Source organism: Thermomicrobiales bacterium, from assembly GCA_041390825.1.
Classification (GTDB): Bacteria; Chloroflexota; Chloroflexia; order Thermomicrobiales; family UBA6265; genus JAMLHN01.
This window is the reverse complement of the sequence record JAWKPF010000007.1, coordinates 184,562-203,544: the sequence shown is the minus strand read 5'-3', so window position 1 is coordinate 203,544 and position 18,983 is coordinate 184,562. Positions and strand designations below refer to the sequence as shown.

Genomic DNA, 18,983 nt, shown 5'->3' with positions numbered 1-18,983 from the left:
GAGGCGTGGATAGGGCATGCGCTCGTCACAAGCGATGCGAAGCGCCCATCATCTGAGAGGGCCCTCCGGCCGGCATGAACCGTCGTCGCATCATTCTGGGATTTGCGGTAAGCGCGTTCTTCCTCGTTTTCGCGCTCCGCGGACAAGACTACGCGGCCATCAAGGAAGCGTTTTCGCAGGTTACCTACTGGTACCTCGTCCCAGCACTCGGCCTCTATTTCATCGGTTTGCTGGTGCGCGCCTATCGCTGGAGTGTCTTGCTCCGCCCGGTCGAGGCGGTTCCCGCTCGCAAACTGGTCGGCATCAACGCCGTCGGATTGATGGCCAACAACGTCATGCCGTTGCGCACGGGGGAGTTCGTGCGCGCTTACGCGCTTTCACAACGCACCAGCGTCACCAAGTCGACCGCGCTCGCCACCATTGCGGTCGAGCGCATATTCGACGGTATGGCGCTGCTCGCATTCATTGCGACGTCCATGCTCTTCGTCGATCTCACCAGTCAACTGAGCCGCGTGGCCGAGCTGGCGATGCTGATCTTCGGCCTGGCGCTGGTTGCGCTCGTGCTTCTCGCGAAGGGCGGTCGCCTGCGAGACCGCATGCTCCAGCTTGCGCTCGGACCATTGCCGGCATCGCTCGGCGCCAAGGTCAACCGCATGGCCGAGTCGTTCATAACGGGTCTGGGCATCTTTCATCGCTGGCGGGAACTGGCGCTGGTTTCCATTTCGTCCCTTGTCGCCTGGGGTTTCGAAGCCTCGATGTACTACATGGTGGCGCGCGCCTTTGGTGGGCAGATCGAAGCGGCCATGGGCGTGCCCGAAACGATGCTCACGACCGGCATCGCAAATCTCGCGACGCTCGTGCCGTCCTCACCCGGCTACGTTGGTCCCTACGAAGCGGCCGTCATCCTGGTGCTGAGCGGCGCTTTGGGGTTGAGCCGAGAACTGGCGCTTTCCTATGGAGTGTTGGTGCATGTCATGCTCTGGCTTCCCGTCACCATTTGGGGCGTGATCGAGTGGAGCCGCCTGCACCTTTCCCTCCGGCAGGTCGAAGCTGCCGAGTATTCGACCGAGCCCGAGGCGGACACGGACGCGTCCGAACTGCGCTCGACTCCCCGGACCGCCGCTGGCGCTCCGCTCGATTCGTAGCGCCGCATGAGCTTGATCGAGGCAATCATCCTGGGTATTGCGCAGGGACTCACCGAGTTCCTGCCGATCTCATCCTCCGGACACCTCATCATCATCCCCTGGCTCTTCGGCTGGGAAACCCCAGGACTTGCCTTTGATGCCGCATTGCATCTCGGGACGCTGCTCGCGGTGTTCACCTATTTCTGGCGTGAATTGGTCGACATCTTCCGCGCCATTCCAACCATGCTGCGCAAGAACGTCTCACTTCTCAAAGGTCCCGAACCCGGCGAGTCAGACGACACGTTCTATGCCCGGCTCGGCATTCTGATCGTGATTGGTTCCATTCCCGGCGGAGTCATCGGGCTCCTGTTCCAGGATCGCCTCGACGATTTCTTTCATAGCGATACGAACGAAGAGCGGGCGATCATCGTGATTGCGGTCTTGCTCGCGGCCTTTGCGATTCTTCTGTGGCTCGCTGACAAGTACGGCAAGGAGATCCGTATCCTGCGCTCGATCCGGGTGCCCGACGCCGTTGCAATTGGAGTGGCGCAGGCGATCGCGCTCATGCCAGGAACCTCACGGTCGGGCGTGACGCTGACGGCGGGGCTGTTCCGGGATTTCACGCGCGCGGATGCCGCACGCTTCTCGTTCCTGCTCGGAATCCCGTTGGTGACCTTCGCTGGTCTCAAGGGACTGGCCGACCTGATCCAGTCTGACCCAAGCGGAACCGAAATCACCCGAATCGTAGCCGGTATGACGGCATCTGCTGTCTCTGGCTTCCTGGCCATTCGCTTTCTGTTGCGGTATCTGCAAACGAAATCGACCGCGGTCTTCGTTATCTACCGCATCATTGCCTCCATCGTGCTCATCGGTCTGGTGCTGTCCGGATTCCGATCCTAGCCACAGAACTCGATACGATCTTGCTCGGGGAACGCTCGCGTCGTAACATGTGCATGAAAGCGCACATATGGGGAGGCTGGCGTGAACGACGATCTTTGCGAGGAACTGAGTATTCATCCTCATCAGGTCCGCGCAGCCCGCGAGCGGCTTCGGACTGCCCAAGATGGCGAAATGGCCCGTCTCTTCTCAGTGCTCGGCGATCCAACCCGGCAGCGGATGTTGGCGGCGCTTGGAGATGGTGAACTCTGCGTTTGCGATCTCGCGCTAGCCACGGGCATCAACCGCACTACGGTCTCTCATCAACTCCGTATCCTGCGCGAGAACCATCTCGTCAAGCATCGTCGCGACGGCCGCGTGCTCTTCTATTCGCTCGACGACGATCATGTCGCCCACATCCTTTCGGTTGCGTCGGATCATGTTGCCGAAGACGTTGCCACCGCGGAAGAGCAAGCCGGATGAACGCCCCCGCGCAGGAGGCTGCCGGCACGCGCACGGTCTACGACGTGCGGGGGATGGATTGCGCTGAATGCGCCAGGAGCGTCGCTACCGCTGTGGAACGGCTCCCCGGCGTCGCAGCAGCGACGGTGAACTTTGGCGCTGGCACGTTGACGGTCGAGACGGATTCCCGCAGCCAGGTCGACGTGACACCGCGAGTGTTGCACGCTGTCGAGGTCGCGGGGTATCGCGCTGTTTCGCGAGGCGCGGCCCGCGCGTCCGAGACTCCTTCGCTGCTTGCTGACCGCCGTTCCCAATTGGCGATCGCCGCAGTGGTCCTTTGGATCCTGGGGGGTGCGATCAGCCTGATCGGCGATCGTCCCGATGTCGCCAGAATCGCATACGCAGCGGCCGTGGTCGCCGGAGCGTGGACGTTTGGCCGCGCCGCGCTGCAAGCCGCACGCAACCGCCGTATCGACATGAACGTCCTGATGACGCTCGCGATTCTCGGTGCGTTGCTGCTGGGGGACTGGGCGGAAGCCGCCGCTGCCGCCGCGCTCTTTGCCATCGGAAATCTCGCGCAAAGTCTCACCTTCGATCGCACCCGAAGCGCGCTTTCGTCGCTAGCCACCCTTGCACCGTCAGAAGCGCTTCGCGTCACCAACGGCAATGAAGAGCTCGTCAGCGTCGAGTCGCTCGTCGCTGGTGATCGCATCCGCGTGCGGCCCGGCGAGCGATTTCCTGCAGATGGTGTGCTGGACGAAGGGGCGACTACGGTCGATGAATCGTTGATCACCGGTGAATCGCTGCCCGCCGACAAGTTCCCTGGTTCGCAGGTCTATGCGGGGTCGTTGAACGGATCTGGTTCGGTCGTGGTGCGCGTGTCCTGTACGGCAGCGGAGTCCACACTGGCCAACATCGTCGAATTGGTCGAAGATGCCCGCGGCGGTCGCGGTCATGCGGAACAGACCATCGATCGCTTCGCGGCTATCTACACCCCGGTTGTCGTCGGAGCCGCCGTTCTCGTAGCCATCATTGGTGGCGCAGCAACCGGCGACTGGCGGGATTGGGCGACTCGCGGATTGGTGCTCCTCGTCATCGCGTGTCCATGCGCTCTGATCATTTCGACTCCGGTGGCCATTGTCTCTGCTGTGGGCGTCGCGGCGAAGCGAGGCTTCCTCGTCAAGGGCGGTGCGGCGCTCGAAGCAATCGCTTCGGTGCGAGCGGTTGTCTTCGACAAGACGGGCACGCTTACCCGCGGAAAGCCGGTTGTGACCTCGATCATCGCATTTGAGGGGAGCGAGCACGATGTGCTGCTCCATGCGGCGGCTGTCGAGGCGCTTTCCGAGCATCCCCTGGGCTTCGCCATCGTCGAGCGAGCGGTTCGCGATGGTGTGCCGATTCAGGATGCAACGGGGTTTGCGGCAACTGCCGGTCGCGGCGCAAGCGCCATCCTCGACGATTCGCGGGTCTGGGTCGGTTCGCCGGCGTGGTTCGTGGAGCTTGGGATCGAACTACCGGCACTGGAAACGGACTGGGCCGGGCAAACCGTGCTTCTCGTGGCTCGCCAGGAAGAGGAACGGGCTGTCGCCGTTGGCGCCATTGCGCTTGCCGACCAGATCCGTCCCGAAAGCGCGGCAGTTGTGACGCGGCTGCGCCAACAGGATATCGAGCCCATTGCCATGATGACCGGTGACAACCGCTCGACCGCGAGTGTCATTGGACGCGAGTGCGGTATCGACGAGGTGATGGCCGAGCTTCTTCCTGGTGAGAAAGCGTCTCGCGTTGCTGCGCTGCGTGAACGAACCGGCGCCGTGGCGATGGTGGGCGACGGTGTCAACGACGGTCCTGCCCTGGGCAGCGCTACGGTCGGGTTTGCCATGGGGCTGACCGGTTCCGACCTCGCCGTGGAAACTGCTGATGTCGCAATCCTGAGAAACGATCTCTTTGCCGTTCCAGGCGCAATCGACCTCTCGCGTAGAACCGTCGCGATCATCCGGCAGAACATCGGAATCTCGTTGGTGGTCAAGCTGGTCGCGCTTGCGCTGACCCTTGTCGGGGTGACCACGCTTTGGATGGCCGTCGCGGTCGACCTTGGCACGTCTTTGCTCGTCACAGCCAATGCATTGCGCCTGACCCGGTGGCAGTTGCCCGGATCGGGCCATCGTCATGACGAGGCTGTTCAGGCCGAATCCGGTCCGTCTCCGGCAGACGCGGCCGGACTGGCAACCGGAGACGCCTGAGGCGACGCAACCGGTGTGGCCTTGGTTCCTGGAACGGGGATATCGACCGGGGCATCGAAGTCGAAGAAGCGCCAGCGCATGTAGTGCAGTCGAGAGACCATCGTCTCGTTGACGAGGTGCCCGGTCTCCTCATCGATCCACCACGCATACCAGGCTGCAATCTGCTTGTCCGACTCCGGTACATAGAACGTGATAACCCGCGCCACGTTGTCGCCGACCAACACACGGCGTCCGAGCTGGAAGTCGCGCGCGCCGTCGTAGGTTGCTCCCCATTCAGACGGCGGGAAGATCGGAATGTAAGTCCGCTCGATCCACTCGTTGCCCGGTGTGCGCTGCCATGAGGTGTCGCCAATGGTCAGCAACTCGATGCCGCTGGTCACCTGCAGGGAGGTTGGTGGCGACCCATTTGTGCCGGTGCTCACCGTTCGTTCGGAAATCGCCACACCTCCCAACCCGGACGCCAGCCGCTCGGTGTAGTGCACGCTGGTGAGATTCATCTCCATATCCAGCGCACTCTCGAAGAGCGCTTGTGCCTCATCCGACGAGCTGTCGAATTGCGGCGCGTCGAACCCGTTGATGTTCGGATCGGGGATGAGGAAGAAGAACGGCACGATCTCGTCTTCCAGTCCCGCGCGGCGGACGAGCACGTCGATTTCCCACCAACCGTTGATCGTCAATTGCAGTCCGTTCGCAACGAAATCACCCGTGGCGGGGTCCTGCACCAGTTCGACGTCGCGTTGCTCGGCTTCGTGATTCAAGCTGATAAGGTCGAGCCGCACGCGCTGGATGGGGATCACCTCGCCCCCCTGATCGGGGTCGAGCAGGCCGACATTCACACGAATCTCGTTTTCGCCGGCGCGCATCGGCGACATGATCAGGTGCAGCACCTCGCTGACCTGATCGTTGCCAGCCAGCGGTGCCGCCAGGTCGATGCTCGTGACCTCGCCGCTCGAGGTGGTTGGCGGCGCTGAGAGAGCCAGGATCGTTCCGCCAAGCACTACTGCCGCGACGAGCGCAGTCTCAAGCCGCACGCTTCCCTGAAGGGCATTCCCGATCCGTTGTAGATGCTTGCGCAGCCAGAGGTGATGGCGCGCCGCGAGAATCATGACCGGCGCCAAAATCGCCACCTTGACGATCAGGATTTTGCCCCAGCTCGTTTCCCAGAGTGAATCGACCGAGGGCAAGATCAGGCCCGAATTCACGATCCCGGTCACGATGCCGATCGGCGCCAACACCATGGCGGCCTTCGAAAACTGACGCAGCGCATCCTTGCCGGACGTCTCCCCTTCCGCGAGCGCGCCACGGGGCCAGGCGAACGCAAGCAGGATCAATCCCCCAGACCACAGCCCAACCGAGAGCTCATGCAGCGACACGGAGAGCTTGCCGGCCAGATTCCAGTCTTCCTGAGCGGCGGCGTGCGTGGTGAGCGCGAGCCCGAGCAATGCCGCCAAGGCGCCTAGCGCGCCAACGAGGCCAATCGGTTTCCACGCGTCTTTCTTGCGATAGAAGTGCATGACACTGAGCGCAGCGACTGCCGCTGCCAGGCCTGCTGGACGAAGCCACCACGGGTTGGGAAGCCCAGCGACGGCTTCGGAAAGGGTTGGTTTGGTGACACCGGACGGGGGGAACTGGGCTTGCAGTACGGGTTCGAGCAATGTGGCCAGAAGCGCGGCGACCGCAGCGACCATCGCGACTGCGCCACGCCTGGCTTGTTGTTTGTCGGAATCAGACCGTGCGCTGAACCCGATCCAGATCAATCCGGCGGCAGCGGCGCCGGCCCCGAGAAAGGTGATCCAGCGCAAGACCACCGCCCAGATTGCGGGCTGCTCGCCCGACACGGTGGCGGCTCCTGGCGCCCGGCCGGTGCCGATGCGAAAACCGAAGGTGCCACTCAGGGTGTGGCCGTCGTCAGCCGATTGCACCGTCCAACTGACGGTATAGGTGCCGGAGACGAAACCCGACACCTCGGCCGTGAGGTGACGCGGATCATTCGGATCCAGTGTCACACTGGTGGTCTCGAGCTTGTTTCCGTCCTCATCGAAGACCGTGATGACCGGTGGAGTCGGATCCATCGAGACGCGCTCGGTGAACCAGAACTGTAAATTCTCCGGCGGAGCTGAGAGGATGGCATCCTGACTCGGGATCGTGCGTTCTAATTCGGCATGCGCGCTTCCATCGAAGCTCGAGAAACCGAGCGTGACCGCGAGCGCGAGGAAAAGACCAGGCAGTGCGCGAATGGCGACGCGGATGAGCCGCCTCTGGGACGTTCGAAGGGCGGATTGTCGTTTCGGCACTCAGTACTCCACGCCGGAGAGTCGACGGATTGCGCTCCCCTAACGATACGCTGCCGCGGCCCGAGCAGATCAGGCGCCGTGAGCCGTGGCTGGATAGTAGAACGGATCGACGCCGCCTTTGAGTTGACCACTCAGAGTCCGCTCGACACACGCGGGTGACGCGAAGTCGCCAAAGAAAAGCGTCTCATCGCGCACCGACACCCGATGTCCCAGCGAAGTGAGGCCATCGACTGTTGCCTTCGGCAGACGGCTGCTGGCGAAGAGCGTCGGGGTCGACCGGTCGATGCGCGGCGATGTGACCGCCTCCTGCATTGGGAGTTCATGGTCGAGCATGTTCATGGCAATCTGCGCGATGCAATTCATGATGCGCCGTCCACCGCTGGCGCCCAGGGCGGCAACTGCTTCTCCATTGCGAACCAGGATGGCCGGCGACATGTTCGATAGCGGCTTCTTGCCGCCTGCGATCGAGTTTGGTCGTCCGGGTTCGGGGTCGAACCACATCATCCCATTGTTCATGATCAACCCGGTTCCCGGAACGGTCACCCGGCTGCCCCATAGACTCAGCAGCGTCTGTGTCAGCGAAACCGCCACGCCGTCCTTATCGATCACGCTCAGATGGGTTGTGCTGCCCCCGCTCGAGTAGTCGGGCATCGAGCCCTCCAGCCCATGAGCAACGCCGAGTTGATCCTTCGTGCCAGCTCGTAGATTGCCGATGCGGTCCTGCTTCATGTCTTCGCAACGCGCGTCGAGATAGGCATCGGAGAGGAGTGCCTGGATAGGGACATCGACGAAGTTCGGATCGGCCAGATAGGCAAAACGGTCGGCGAAGGCGATGGCGAATGCTTGCGCGCAAATGTGCAGCGCCTCGACCGAGTTGCGTGGCACCTGAGACAGGTCGAATCCGTCCAGCAGGCCGAGCGATTCCGCCAGGGTCGGTCCGCCCGTGCCGTTGTTCGTCGTGACGACCTGGTGACCGTTGTAGGTGCCGATGAGCGCGTCTTCGATGGTTGCTTGATATCGGCCGAAGTCGTCGAGGAAAAGCTCGCGCCAAGTCCGTTAAGGTGTGAGACGACTTGTTGCGCGATCGGACCTTCATAGAACGATCGGGCGCCGTCCCTGGCAATTGATTCCAGGGTCGCGGCGAGTTCTTCCTGTTTCAGCAGGGTTGGATTGTCCTGCGAGGTCGACCAGGGCACGATCCCGTTGGGACAGAGAAGAGCTTCGGTCGCCTCGAACTTGCGCAAGTTCTCCAGATCGCGCGCGATCTCCATCGACATGTGCCAGGAAACTGGAATTCCGTGTCGCGCAAGGTCGATGGCTGGGTTCAGGGCTTCCGCGAACGAATAGGTCCCGTAGCGCTGCAACGCCAACGCGAGACCGGCAGGCGTGCCCGGAACGCAGACCGATCGTGCGCCAATGATGTTCGCCGCGCCGACAACGCCTGGCCAGCCGAAAAGCTCGGCATCTGGTTTCCCACCAGAAAGCGGGAACATGTCCGGAGTGGCTGATAACGGAGCGACCATGGGATAGGAAACAACCGAGGACTCGCCGCTCTTGCTGTCGTGTCGGACCAGGAAACCTCCGCCGCCGAACCCGTTCATCCAGGGTTCGACCACGCCGGCGACGGCAGCGGTCACCACTGCCGCATCCACCGCGTTGCCGCCATTTTCCAGCACCTTCGCGCCGAACTGGGCGGCAAGCGGTGTCTTTGCCGCCACCATGCCTGCTTCAGAGATCGCCTCGAACCGACCCAACCGCCACCGGCTGACTGACGCCATTGGTCCCCGCTCCTTCCTCCTCGAATCGCGCCGGTCAGGCGCTCAAGGGATCATACCGGAGCGGGATAGGCATGGGAGGATCGAGTTCCGGAAGTGGAATCGCGAGTTGCGCCGGCAGTGGCCGAACCAACGCCGGTTCGGGAGGTGCGCGCCGTTCCGTCACGGCAAGGCCGAAACGCGCTCGCGCGTTGGCGGCGCGGTCCTCGATGCGCTGTTGCACAGACTCGGGCAGGTGTTGCCCTTCCATGCGTCGCATGTACCAGGGAAGCAGCGTTGGAAACTCGCGTTGGAGGAACGCAAAGAAGTGGTTGCGGACCGGCGGTGCAAGTCGGAGCGGACCTGCCCAGAAGGTGCTTGCCCCCGCCGCTGCTGCAGCTTCTGCAACGGCCTCGATCTGGTCCTGCCGATCGTTCAGCCCTGGCATGACTGGGGCCATCATGACCCCGCAGACGATGCCCTCTGCCGCAAGCATCTCGAGCGCTTCGAGCCGCTTGCGGGGCGGGAACGCTCCTGGCTCGATCTTGTCCGAGAGCGCCTCGTCGACGGTGGTGACCGTGAAGTAGATATGCACGCGCGCTCGGCGGGAGATCTCGCGAATGAGATCGAGATCGCGTGCGATCAGCGGCGATTTCGTGACCACACTGAACGGCTGGTTGTGTTTCTGGAGGACCTCGAGACAGGCCCGTGTGAGCCGAAAGCGCTTCTCGGCGGCTTGATACGCATCGGTGGCTGTTCCAATCGCGATCGATTCGCCCGCCCAACCGGGCCGGCTCAGTTCACGATCGAGCGCTTCCGCGATGTTGCTCTTGACGAAGATCTGCCGCTCGAAGTCACTGTCGGCATTGAGACCCAGGAAGGTGTGCGACTCGCGGGCATAGCAGTAGTGGCAGGCGTGCATGCAGCCGCGATACGGATTGAGCGACCACTTGAAGGGCATGCCGTAGACGCGGTTGATGGCGGTCTTGCAACGGGAGTCGACATAGTTCGTAGCTGCCATGCGAACAGAATAGCACACATGTTCGCATTTGCAATGCCTGCGCACGTCGACTTGTTGAGGTTTTCGGATCGAGACTCAGGTGGGGAGCGGAATCGTGGGCGGATGCGACTCGGCGCCGAGTACTGCATTGTCAGGGGTCGAGGTAAGGGCATCACGGCGACCGACTTGCATGCGGAACTTGTCGCGCAGTTCTGCTTCGCGGTCGATGCGGGCGCGTTCACCGGCATCCCGCGCCGAATCGACCAGATCGATCCCTTCCTGGCGCAGATCGTCGCCGCTGCGAGGCGTGGTCAAATAGGCGATGCCTGCCCCGGCCACGGCGCCCACTGCGACACCAGCCGCGAAGTCGACGACGTGCTTGATTGCTTTCATGACCATCGACTGAGCCTCTTCTCCGGTAATGATCGATTGCGGCGAGTGTACCAAACCAGTCGCCCTTGGCCGCTAGAATGGAACACTCACGAGGAGGTCGCGGCATGCGGGTGTATTTGAGCGGGCCGATGTTTTCGCTGGCGGATCAGGAGTATAACCTTCGGTTGGCGGCGAAGGTGCGGGCGCTGGGGTTCGATGTCTACTGTCCGAACGAGAGCGAGCCAATCAACAACAAGGAGCGTCCGGAGATCACCGCCCGCATGATCTACGAGTGGGATATCGCCGAACTCGAAAACAGCAATGTCGTTCTGTGCCAGCTCAGCGAGGACTCAGGAACGAACTGGGAGGCCGGATACTTCGACTGTCTCAGCAAATACGTCGATCCGAGCCGCTACTGGGGAATCGTTGGGCTTGCCAGCGATATGCGGTTCAAGTCGCCGCCACACCCGGACAAGCATGGTGTCGACAACCAGGCGGGCAACGCGAACGCGCTGGTGATCGGCGGATTTCAGCAATCGCTGGGTGTCTATCTCTATGAGAACGAAGCGTTGGATCGCCTCGTCGAGGTCGCGGCAGCACGCGAATCGAGCACCACCGGGTAAACGAAGCGCCCGGACATTGCTATCCGAGCGCTTCCTCCAGGCATGCGTGTTCGCCAGCGCGAACCCCGCTATTCGTCGCGAGACATGCCGGTCAACAGCATGACCCAATAGAGCAGCGAGAGAAGCGAGGCGAGGAACCCGGCAACATAGGTCCATGCCGCCGCGCCGAGAACCGAATCCACGCCTTTGCTCTCCTGACCTCCGGCCACGCCGCCATCGACGATACCGGACTGCACCAGGGCAAGTTTGGCGCGGCGTGATGCGTCGAACTCGACCGGCAGCGTAATCAGCGCGAAGAGCGTGGCCAGGCCGAAGAGGGCTGCGCCGATCCAGCCCATTGTCAGGCTGCCGAGCATCACCCCGGCAATCAGGACGAAGAAGCCGAGGTTGGACCCGATCGATACTGCCGGCACGATCGCGGTGCGCGCCTTCAACGGCGCATACCCCTGCTGATGCTGAATCGCGTGGCCGGCTTCGTGCGCGGCAATCGCCACAGCCGCAACCGAGGTGCTCCCGTACACGCCTTCGGAAAGCACGAGCTTCCGATGTCGTGGGTCATAGTGGTCGCTCAGGACGCCCTTGGTGACTTCCACCGGCACAGCCTGCAACCCTTCGGTGTCGAGAATGCGGCGAGCCGCCTGTGCGCCAGTCAGGCCAGCCATATTCGGCACCTTGGAATACTTCTCGTACGCGCCCTTGACCTTTGCCTGCGCCCAAAAGGCCAGGATGAATCCAGGGAGCATGAAGATCAAATACATCGGATCGAAGAACATGAATTCCTCTCTGGAGCTCGTGCGGAAACTCGTCGCCTGAATACCGGAACCGGCCGGGAACCCTGCGCGGTGTTTCGATTCGCTGAAGCTCGCTCTCCTCTTGCGGCTGGTAGCGTGAGATGTGCATCCCAGCCGCTTCCATCCAAACGATGGAACGGCCAGGGTCTTACGCCGTGCGAGCGAGTGCTCGCCTTCATGGCCGGGAACGCGAGCGCGTCCGTAATGACGACCATGAAACCAACCTGGAGAACCAGGTCGGGGGTTACTCCCCCTGAATAGTCGAAATCCTACAGAATTGATACGGTGCGTGTCAAGGTTCAGGCAGTAGCATTTCGCGGCATGGCTTGATTGCCCCCGTGAAACCTGGAGACTCGATCAGATGGTGAACCCGCGGACGGTAGGAATCCTGGTCTTTCCCGAGGTCGAGGTGCTCGACTTTTGCGGACCATTCGAGGTCTTCGCCTCGGCTGGCGGCGATGGGAACCGCCTCTTTGCGGTCTCGGTGGTTGGCGAGACGACCGATATCGTCACCTGCCGAGGCGGTCTGTTGGTCAAGCCGCACGTCAGCTTTGCGGATTCACCGCGGTTCGACCTGATCGTGGTGCCGGGAGGGTTCGGAACCAGGACCGAACTCGACAACCCCAGGCTGATCAGGTGGATTCAAGAGCAGAACCAGACCAGCGAAATCACCACCAGCGTTTGCACCGGAGCGTTGCTGTTAGCGAAAGCGGGACTCCTGGATGGAATGCCAGTCACCACGCACTGGGAAGCGTTCGATGAGCTACGCTCGCACTTCCCAAATCTGCTTCTCGATAACCAGCAACGCGTCATCGACAACGGACATGTCGTGACCTGCGCCGGTGTCAGCGCTGGAATCGACATGGCGCTCGCCATGGTCGAGCGACTGCACGGCCGGGCCGTTGCCGAAGAGACTGCGCGAGGCATGGAATACGACTGGATCCGTATGGCTCCAGCCGATCAGTCGCGGATGCGATAGGCGTACCGATATGCCTCTCGAAACCCGAGCGATTCGTAGAGCGCAATCGCTGGGGTGTTGCTCATGACCACCTGGAGATAGGCGGTCGACGCCCCGTCCTGGACTCCCTGGGCCAGCATGCCGCGGACCAACCTGGCGGCATGACCCCTGCGCCTGTAATTCGGATCGGTGACGATACCGAAAAGGCCGACCAGCCCGCCGTCAGTGACCGACAACCCGCACGCGACGAGTGTTTCCTTCTCGTGCAGCCCAAAGAACGTCAGTCCCGTCGGTATGCGCTCCAGGATTCGCCGGTGACTCGGCAGAATGGCGGCGGAGAGGTTGTTCATGCGCGCATGCGCTTCGATCCCTTCGTCCAGATCGAGCACGCTCACATCGTCATCGAACTGTGCTGATTCGGCAATCACATGGGTCATGACCAGGGTGCGGTCCGCCTCACGATAGCCTCGGTTTTCCAGCCAGGAATCGAGATCGGGCGGAGTCGTGAATGACAGCAGGCGGAAGATCACGGGCAGCTGCAAAGAACGATAGAGCTGCTCGATTCGCGCGACGGTGGCGAGATGGTCACTCTCTGGTTGAGGATAGAGCAGCAATGCCGAGTTGGCGCGCTTGGTGTAGCCATCTGAGAGACGCGCGACCCAGCCGTCGAACAACAGTTGCTGCTCGGCGGGCCATGCCCGGAGCGCGGCCTCTTCGATCTCGAGATTGTGGGGACCGTGCTGTTGCATCGGTGACATCGAGGTGAGACGGATCCGGGCGGAGGTGTCTCTCGCAGCCCGTGAAGACCGTCTTTTCGCCTAGCGCTTTCGTGCGACTACGTTGAGGAACGCCACCTCGGGATGCGTGCGCGCTGCCTCGGTGAGCTGCTGCCGCAGTCGTTCATCCTCAGGGCCGAGATCGAGGGATCGGGCGCGGAGCCGGTCCATAGTGGCGGCGACATTGTCCCAGTCGCGGGTCGTCGAGCGCCCAGCATAGATCACATCGAATCCGGCGGCATCGATCGCCGCGAGATAGTCGTCCTCCGCATGCAGCTTTTGCCCGAAAACCATCTTCATCAAATCTGAGGGCTTTCCCGGGGCAATCAGGTCGCCGGTGATGATGACGCCTTTTGCCTTGAGCCAACGATGAGCGGCCGCCAATCCGCCCGCGAACCCGCCAGGAATGGTGTCGCTCAGGCCTCCGCCCAGCCCTAACACCAGATCGAAATCTCCTTCGGGATAGGACTGAACCGCTTTTTCACCCGAGACGGCCTGGAAGTCGATCTGCTTTGCTAGTCCCCGGGTGTTCGCGAGCTGGCGCCCGAACGCGAGATAGGCGGGATAGTCGTCGAATCCATACACTGTTGCGCCGAAGGCCTCGGCGATGTCTACGGCAGACGACCCGATGCCGCATTGCACATCGAGCACCCTGGCGCCCTGCGGGATGCCTGCGATGAGGGCGTAGGCGATCAGGGTTCGCCGGCCACCCGGAGACTGATAGTAGTCGTCAGGAGAAAGCTGGGCGAGGATCTGTTCGAGCGATCGGTTGGCGTTCTTGGCAGTCATCGTTCCTCATTCACCCAAGGTTGTCGCGAGATCGAGCATGTCCGCCACCACGCCGGCCGCGGTCACCGCCGCGCCGGCGCCTGGACCGGTAATGTTGATCGGATTGGCAGCATAACGCTTCGAGCGGATCGTGATGATGTTCTCAGGACCAGTCAGCGATCCGAGAACGGTATCGAGCGGAATCTCCCGCATTCCAACGGAAATCGGCTCACCTGCAGCAACGGTCGCGACGTATTTCAAACGAGCGCCGTTGGCGCGCGCCGCCGCTGCGCGCTCTGCAATCTCCTTGTCGACACGCGATATGCCCACCATGAAATCATCGACGCTGCCGTCACGCAGCGCCTCCGGCACCAGGCTCTCGATCTGGATCTGGTCGAGCTCGACCGGGATGCCGATTGTGCGTGCAAGAATCAGCGCCTTCCGCGCTACGTCCAACCCGCTCAGATCGTCTCGCGGGTCCGGTTCGGTGAATCCCGCCGCCTTGGCGTCCACGACCGCCTGCGAGAACGGCTTGTCCTGATCGAGATCGGCGAAGATCGCGCCCAACGTGCCGGACAACGCGCCGACGACTTGCGTCACCTCGTCTCCGGAAGCGATCAGCGAACGCAACGTAGAAATGACCGGCAAACCCGCTCCGCACGTGGTCTCATAGCGTGTGCGTCCCCGAAACCCGGACTCGGACCAAAGCAGCGCGGCCATTGGGTCGGATGCAGGCAAGGCCATGGGCGCCTTGTTCGACAGCACCGCTCCTCCGCCATTGGTGAGATTCATGGCCAGGAGTTCCGCGGTCTTGCTTCCCGCGGCAGTGTCGATGGCGATGACAGGTCCGAACGGTTGCGTGAGCGTGAGGGCCTCCGAGGCCGTGCGTTTCGACCAACCGAACGACTCCGGCAAGGTGGAAATCCGCCCCCCGGATGAGCGGTGATCGAGCACGGCTGCAAGGTCATCGTTGGAGAAGCCGCCGCTCGTGTCCGAGGCAATGCCGCCAGTCGAGTCGATGAGCGCGCGAATGACGACCCGCAGCCCATAGTCACGCTGCCAGCGGTCGCGTTGCGCGGAGATCTGTTCGACGACCGTGCGGCCAATGAGTCCCAAGCCGATTTGGGCGAGAACGACATCACTCATTCGGTTCAGACTCCTGCGAATCGGATTGGTCGGGTGTCTCCAGTGTCGCGCGCACGTCCTGGACTCGTTCGGCGAACCCACGGCGAGTTGCCGCGAATCGCTCTGCGAGATGGCTCATGTCAGAACGGGACTTGCCCAGACGACGGACCGTGGGCAGAGACGGGCGGGTTGGCAAGACCGAGAGATCTACCTGCGGCAGCGTCGGACGCGCCGGCAGCGACGACAGATCCATCTGCGGCAGCGTTGGACGGGCTGGAAGTGACGACAGGTCCACCTGCGGAAGTGACGGCAAGTTCGGCAGACCGAGTTGGTGGTGCTCGAGACGTCCGCGCAGTTCTTCGATCGAGCGTCCAAGCGACTGCTGAATTTCGTGCAACTGGGCAATTTCGATACTGAGCGCCTCTCGTCCGGCCGGGGTGGCGAGGCCCAGGTGCCGAAGCTTGCGATTGCGCTCATCGAGCAGGCGTCGTTGGCCAATACCGTTGAGTTCCGCCAACGCATGGATGATGGTGAGCCTCAGTTGTTGTGCCGCTCCATCGGGATCCGATCGAGCGTCGCTGGAAGGCTCAGGAATCACGCCATCGACGATTCCGAGCCGCAAGCACTCTCTGGCTCCCCAGAAACCCGACTGCGCGGTCGAAGCCAATCCGGGATGGGCCGGGCGATCGAGTCCAGCAGTCGAGTAGAGGGCATGTTCGAGCATGTAGACCCGGTCGGCAATCGTCAGCGCCATGGCTCCGGGACCGGCGGCTACACCGGTGACGATGGCGACCATGGGAACGGGGATCGATACTGCAACCCGCATTGCCTGGCTAATCGAATTGGACAGCGCGGCCCCCTCGATTGCCGAAACCTGCGGCAATCCCGGTGAGTCGATCAATGTCACGATTGGGAACTCGAGTTGCCCGGCGAGGCGATAGAGGCGAACCACGGTGCGGAATCCGGCGGCGCTCAGGGTTCCCCTTCGCACGCCGATCAATCCAACAGTCACGCCCTCGATCTGTCCAATGCCCGCAATGAGGTTGGGATCCGAGACTCCGGTGCGATCGCCGTGGATTTCGATCAGGCTGGATCGGAGCCGTTCGAAGTAGTCGCTCGGGGTTGGGCGGCCAGGATTGCGGGCAATGGCGGCATCGTCGCTGCCGCGTCCTGGAGGAATCGAAGTCCAAACCGGCGAAGCGCTGGACCGTGGTGAGCCGCGAGAGGTCAGCACATCGAGCACCGTCACCAAGCGCTCGCGCAGGGCAGTTCGCTCGACGATTCCGTCGATCATTCCCGCGGCAAGCATCTCTTCGCTGCTCGCGGTGCCAAGGTCGATCAAGCCTCTGGTGCGGGCGGGACCAAGCCCGAGCTGGGCCGCCGGTTCCGCGAAGACCAGATTGCCGTGATTGCCAAGTCCCGTGAAGAACGCTCCGGTGGTCGGGTGTGCGAGGACGGAGATGAATGGGACCCCGTTGCGCTGCAGGCGACCTACCACGGAGGCAATGCGTACCTTCTGGGCGAAGGTCAGAATGCTCTCGTTATCGGTTTGCACGCCGCCAGATGCGATCGCAATCAGCGGCACCCGCCGGTTGGCCGCGTCTTCCATCGCGAGGCAGATCTTCTCACCGGTGACGATACCGATCGAACCGGGTGTCATCGCCATATCGACGACAACCAGGACCGCCTCCCGGCCGCCAATCGTGACGGCTCCAGTCACCACATTCTCCCCAGCGGAGATCTGGGACGATGGCTGGCGGGTGCTCGGCCAGGCGTCCCGGAATGTCAGCGGCTCGAGAGAGACGACCTCGGCGTTGGTTTCCCGGAACGATCCGGGATCTGCGACGAGATCGACCCGTTCCCGGGCTGGCAACCAGAAGTGCCGGTGGCATCCCGGGCAGACACGAAAGCGCTCGTACAGGGAGTCGGCGCTCAGGAGATGGTCACAGCTGGGGCAGGTGAGCTCGAACTCCCCGGCGGCATCCTCTGCCGCGAAATCGTCATATGCCTCGAAATCGGCTTCGCCAACGGTGGAATTGATGTTTCGATTCATCGACTACCCATGGTGAGCTTCGAATGATTGGGATGGAAGCCCGACTTCCCCTAAGAATGACAGATTCGCGCGGCCAAGGACCATACGTGGCGCTGGTATGCTCCACTCGAACACGGAGGGATCGGTGCGGAGCGATCGAGCAGATATCGGATTCATCGGGGCTGGTCAACTGGCGCGCATGAGCGCGGCCGCGGCGATTGCGCTCGATGTGCGGTTGGCTGTCCTGGCAAGTCGCACGGATGATGGCGCCGCGCAAGTGATTCCCGATGTCACCATCGGCGATCCTGACGATCCAACCACGGTCGAAGCGTTTGCCGTCCATTGCGACGTCCTCACTTTCGATCACGAGCTGGTCGATACCGATCTGCTCGAACGGTTGGAAGGCAGGGGTCACACGGTGCGACCGTCCTCCTCGGTGATGCGCCTCTCTCAATCGAAGCGCATGCAACGCGAGCGGTTTCGGGCCCTCGGGTTGCCAGTGCCGACGTTCCTGGCGGTCGTCGATCGCAGCCATGTCGCGGATTTTGTCGCCCGTGTTGGCATGCCGCTTGTCGTGAAAGCAGATCGGGGCGGTTACGACGGGCGCGGCGTCTGGACCGTGGAAGACCTGCCCGCGCTCGAGTCGCTGCTCGATGAGCTGGAGAATCGAGGCATCACGCCAATTCTGGAAGAGCGGGTCCCGCTGGAGCGCGAGCTCGCAATGCAGGTCGCCCGCCGCCCGTCTGGGGAAACGCGCACCTATCCACTGGTCGAGACCGTGCAGGTCGATGGAATGCTGCGTGAGCTGATCGCTCCAGCGCCGAAATCGGATGATTTGCATGCCGAAGCCCAGCGGATTGTGGAGGCGATCGCGGCCGATTGTGATGTGGTCGGTTTGTTGGCAGTCGAGTTTTTCCAGACCGACGGCAAGCTGCTGATCAACGAGATTGCGACGAGGCCGCACAACTCCGGTCACTTTTCGATCGAAGGCGCGGTCACCTCGCAGTTCGAGCAGCATCTTCGTTCGGTTCTGGACCTGCCGCTTGGGAGTACCCGACGTACCGCGCCGTGGGCCGTCACCGAAAACATCGTGGGTGGACGAAACGGAGGACCGGAGGCCGATCAGATGCGAGCGGCGCTTGCTCTTGGCGGCGTGCATCTGCACCTCTATGGCAAGGAAGCTCGCCCAGGCCGCAAGATTGGGCACCTGACGGTGTTAGGTGAAGAACTTGATGCAACCCGTGCCTTGGCGCGGCGAGCGGCCGCCATCATGAATGGAGAACGCGACGATGTCTGAGGCGCCTCTGGTTGGGGTCATCATGGGAAGCGATTCCGACTTGCCGGTGATGCAGGCAGCGGCTGACGCTTTGACTGAGTTCGGCGTGCAGCACGAGGTGCGCATCATCTCGGCCCATCGCACACCAGAAGAGATGATCGGCTATGGCAAAGCGGCCGCCGGACGGGGCTTGAAGGTCATCATTGCCGGGGCTGGCGGGGCAGCGCATCTCCCTGGGATGGTCGCGTCGGTCACTCCGCTGCCGGTCATCGGCGTGCCGGTCGGTATCACCAAGTTGCAGGGACTCGACGCGCTGATGTCGATCGTGCAAATGCCCGCGGGCATTCCCGTCGCGACGGTTGCTGTGGACAATGCGCGCAACGCGGGTTTGCTGGCGGTGCGCATCCTCGGAGCAGGCGATCCGGAACTGCTCCGGAGGATGGAAACGTTCCAGGACCAACTACGCGAGCTGGTCCTGGAAAAGGATCGTCGGGTGCGAACCGGTTCCTGAG

The 18,983-nt window shown here is 62.5% G+C and carries 16 protein-coding genes and 1 pseudogene; 8 read left to right on the top strand and 9 right to left on the bottom strand.

Annotated features, from left to right (window positions below; all coding sequences use genetic code 11):
• Window positions 1-74 precede the first annotated feature (74 nt).
• The 4 genes from R2855_04380 (at window position 75) to R2855_04365 (ending at window position 4,702) form a co-directional block, all read left to right on the top strand.
• Window positions 75-1,145 carry a lysylphosphatidylglycerol synthase transmembrane domain-containing protein gene (locus R2855_04380; GenBank protein MEZ4530248.1) on the top strand — a complete coding sequence of 357 codons (1,071 nt, stop codon included), beginning with the start codon at window positions 75-77 and terminating at the stop codon, window positions 1,143-1,145.
• 6 nt (window positions 1,146-1,151) lie between these two features.
• On the top strand, window positions 1,152-2,024 hold the full coding sequence (uppP, locus tag R2855_04375) for an undecaprenyl-diphosphatase UppP (GenBank protein ID MEZ4530247.1): 873 nt from the start codon (window positions 1,152-1,154) through the stop codon (window positions 2,022-2,024).
• Between the two features lie 81 nt (window positions 2,025-2,105).
• Window positions 2,106-2,483 carry a metalloregulator ArsR/SmtB family transcription factor gene (locus tag R2855_04370; GenBank protein MEZ4530246.1) on the top strand — a complete coding sequence of 126 codons (378 nt, stop codon included), beginning with the start codon at window positions 2,106-2,108 and terminating at the stop codon, window positions 2,481-2,483.
• The gene (locus tag R2855_04365; GenBank protein ID MEZ4530245.1) at window positions 2,480-4,702 is read left to right on the top strand and encodes a cation-translocating P-type ATPase; all 2,223 of its coding nucleotides are present in this window, start codon (window positions 2,480-2,482) and stop codon (window positions 4,700-4,702) included. Before R2855_04370 ends, R2855_04365 begins: the two co-directional genes overlap by 4 nt.
• Here R2855_04365 and R2855_04360 read toward each other — a convergent pair.
• The 4 genes and pseudogenes from R2855_04360 to R2855_04345 form a co-directional block, all read right to left on the bottom strand.
• Window positions 4,642-6,996, bottom strand: coding sequence for a copper resistance protein CopC (locus tag R2855_04360; GenBank protein ID MEZ4530244.1), 2,355 nt, complete (start codon window positions 6,994-6,996; stop codon window positions 4,642-4,644). The two genes, R2855_04365 and R2855_04360, sit on opposite strands and share 61 nt — an antisense overlap.
• Window positions 6,997-7,065: 69 nt before the next feature.
• Window positions 7,066-8,717, bottom strand: a pseudogene (gene ggt, locus R2855_04355) (gamma-glutamyltransferase).
• Between the two features lie 91 nt (window positions 8,718-8,808).
• The gene (locus tag R2855_04350; GenBank protein ID MEZ4530243.1) at window positions 8,809-9,771 is read right to left on the bottom strand and encodes a radical SAM protein; all 963 of its coding nucleotides are present in this window, start codon (window positions 9,769-9,771) and stop codon (window positions 8,809-8,811) included.
• A 75-nt stretch (window positions 9,772-9,846) separates the two neighbouring features.
• Window positions 9,847-10,197 (bottom strand): hypothetical protein, encoded by a 351-nt coding sequence (locus R2855_04345; protein ID MEZ4530242.1) that lies wholly within the window; start codon window positions 10,195-10,197, stop codon window positions 9,847-9,849.
• A gap of 50 nt (window positions 10,198-10,247) precedes the next feature.
• Here R2855_04345 and R2855_04340 point away from each other — a divergent pair, with 50 nt between their 5' ends.
• Window positions 10,248-10,745, top strand: a complete 498-nt coding sequence (locus tag R2855_04340; GenBank protein ID MEZ4530241.1) for a nucleoside 2-deoxyribosyltransferase — start codon at window positions 10,248-10,250, stop codon at window positions 10,743-10,745.
• 68 nt (window positions 10,746-10,813) lie between these two features.
• Here R2855_04340 and R2855_04335 read toward each other — a convergent pair whose 3' ends face one another.
• Window positions 10,814-11,518, bottom strand: coding sequence for a zinc metallopeptidase (locus R2855_04335; protein MEZ4530240.1), 705 nt, complete (start codon window positions 11,516-11,518; stop codon window positions 10,814-10,816).
• 379 nt (window positions 11,519-11,897) lie between these two features.
• Here R2855_04335 and R2855_04330 point away from each other — a divergent pair, with 379 nt between their 5' ends.
• On the top strand, window positions 11,898-12,515 hold the full coding sequence (locus R2855_04330; protein MEZ4530239.1) for a DJ-1/PfpI family protein: 618 nt from the start codon (window positions 11,898-11,900) through the stop codon (window positions 12,513-12,515).
• On the opposite strand, the gene R2855_04325 is transcribed toward R2855_04330, so the two are convergent.
• From R2855_04325 to R2855_04310, 4 genes are all read right to left on the bottom strand, one after another.
• On the bottom strand, window positions 12,497-13,243 hold the full coding sequence (locus tag R2855_04325) for a GNAT family N-acetyltransferase (protein ID MEZ4530238.1): 747 nt from the start codon (window positions 13,241-13,243) through the stop codon (window positions 12,497-12,499). The two genes, R2855_04330 and R2855_04325, sit on opposite strands and share 19 nt — an antisense overlap.
• A 69-nt stretch (window positions 13,244-13,312) precedes the next feature.
• Window positions 13,313-14,059 (bottom strand): methyltransferase domain-containing protein, encoded by a 747-nt coding sequence (locus R2855_04320; GenBank protein MEZ4530237.1) that lies wholly within the window; start codon window positions 14,057-14,059, stop codon window positions 13,313-13,315.
• 6 nt (window positions 14,060-14,065) lie between these two features.
• Complete coding sequence (locus tag R2855_04315) at window positions 14,066-15,184, bottom strand: hypothetical protein (protein MEZ4530236.1); 1,119 nt, start codon at window positions 15,182-15,184, stop codon at window positions 14,066-14,068.
• Complete coding sequence (locus R2855_04310) at window positions 15,177-17,216, bottom strand: carboxyl transferase domain-containing protein (protein MEZ4530235.1); 2,040 nt, start codon at window positions 17,214-17,216, stop codon at window positions 15,177-15,179. Before R2855_04310 ends, R2855_04315 begins: the two co-directional genes overlap by 8 nt.
• A gap of 124 nt (window positions 17,217-17,340) precedes the next feature.
• On the opposite strand from R2855_04310, the gene R2855_04305 reads away from it, so the two are divergent.
• Both R2855_04305 and purE read left to right on the top strand, forming a co-directional pair.
• Window positions 17,341-18,492, top strand: a complete 1,152-nt coding sequence (locus R2855_04305; GenBank protein ID MEZ4530234.1) for a 5-(carboxyamino)imidazole ribonucleotide synthase — start codon at window positions 17,341-17,343, stop codon at window positions 18,490-18,492.
• Entirely contained in the window at window positions 18,485-18,982 is a 498-nt protein-coding gene (gene purE / locus R2855_04300) for a 5-(carboxyamino)imidazole ribonucleotide mutase (protein MEZ4530233.1), read from the top strand. Before R2855_04305 ends, purE begins: the two co-directional genes overlap by 8 nt.
• Window position 18,983: the final 1 nt, after the last annotated feature.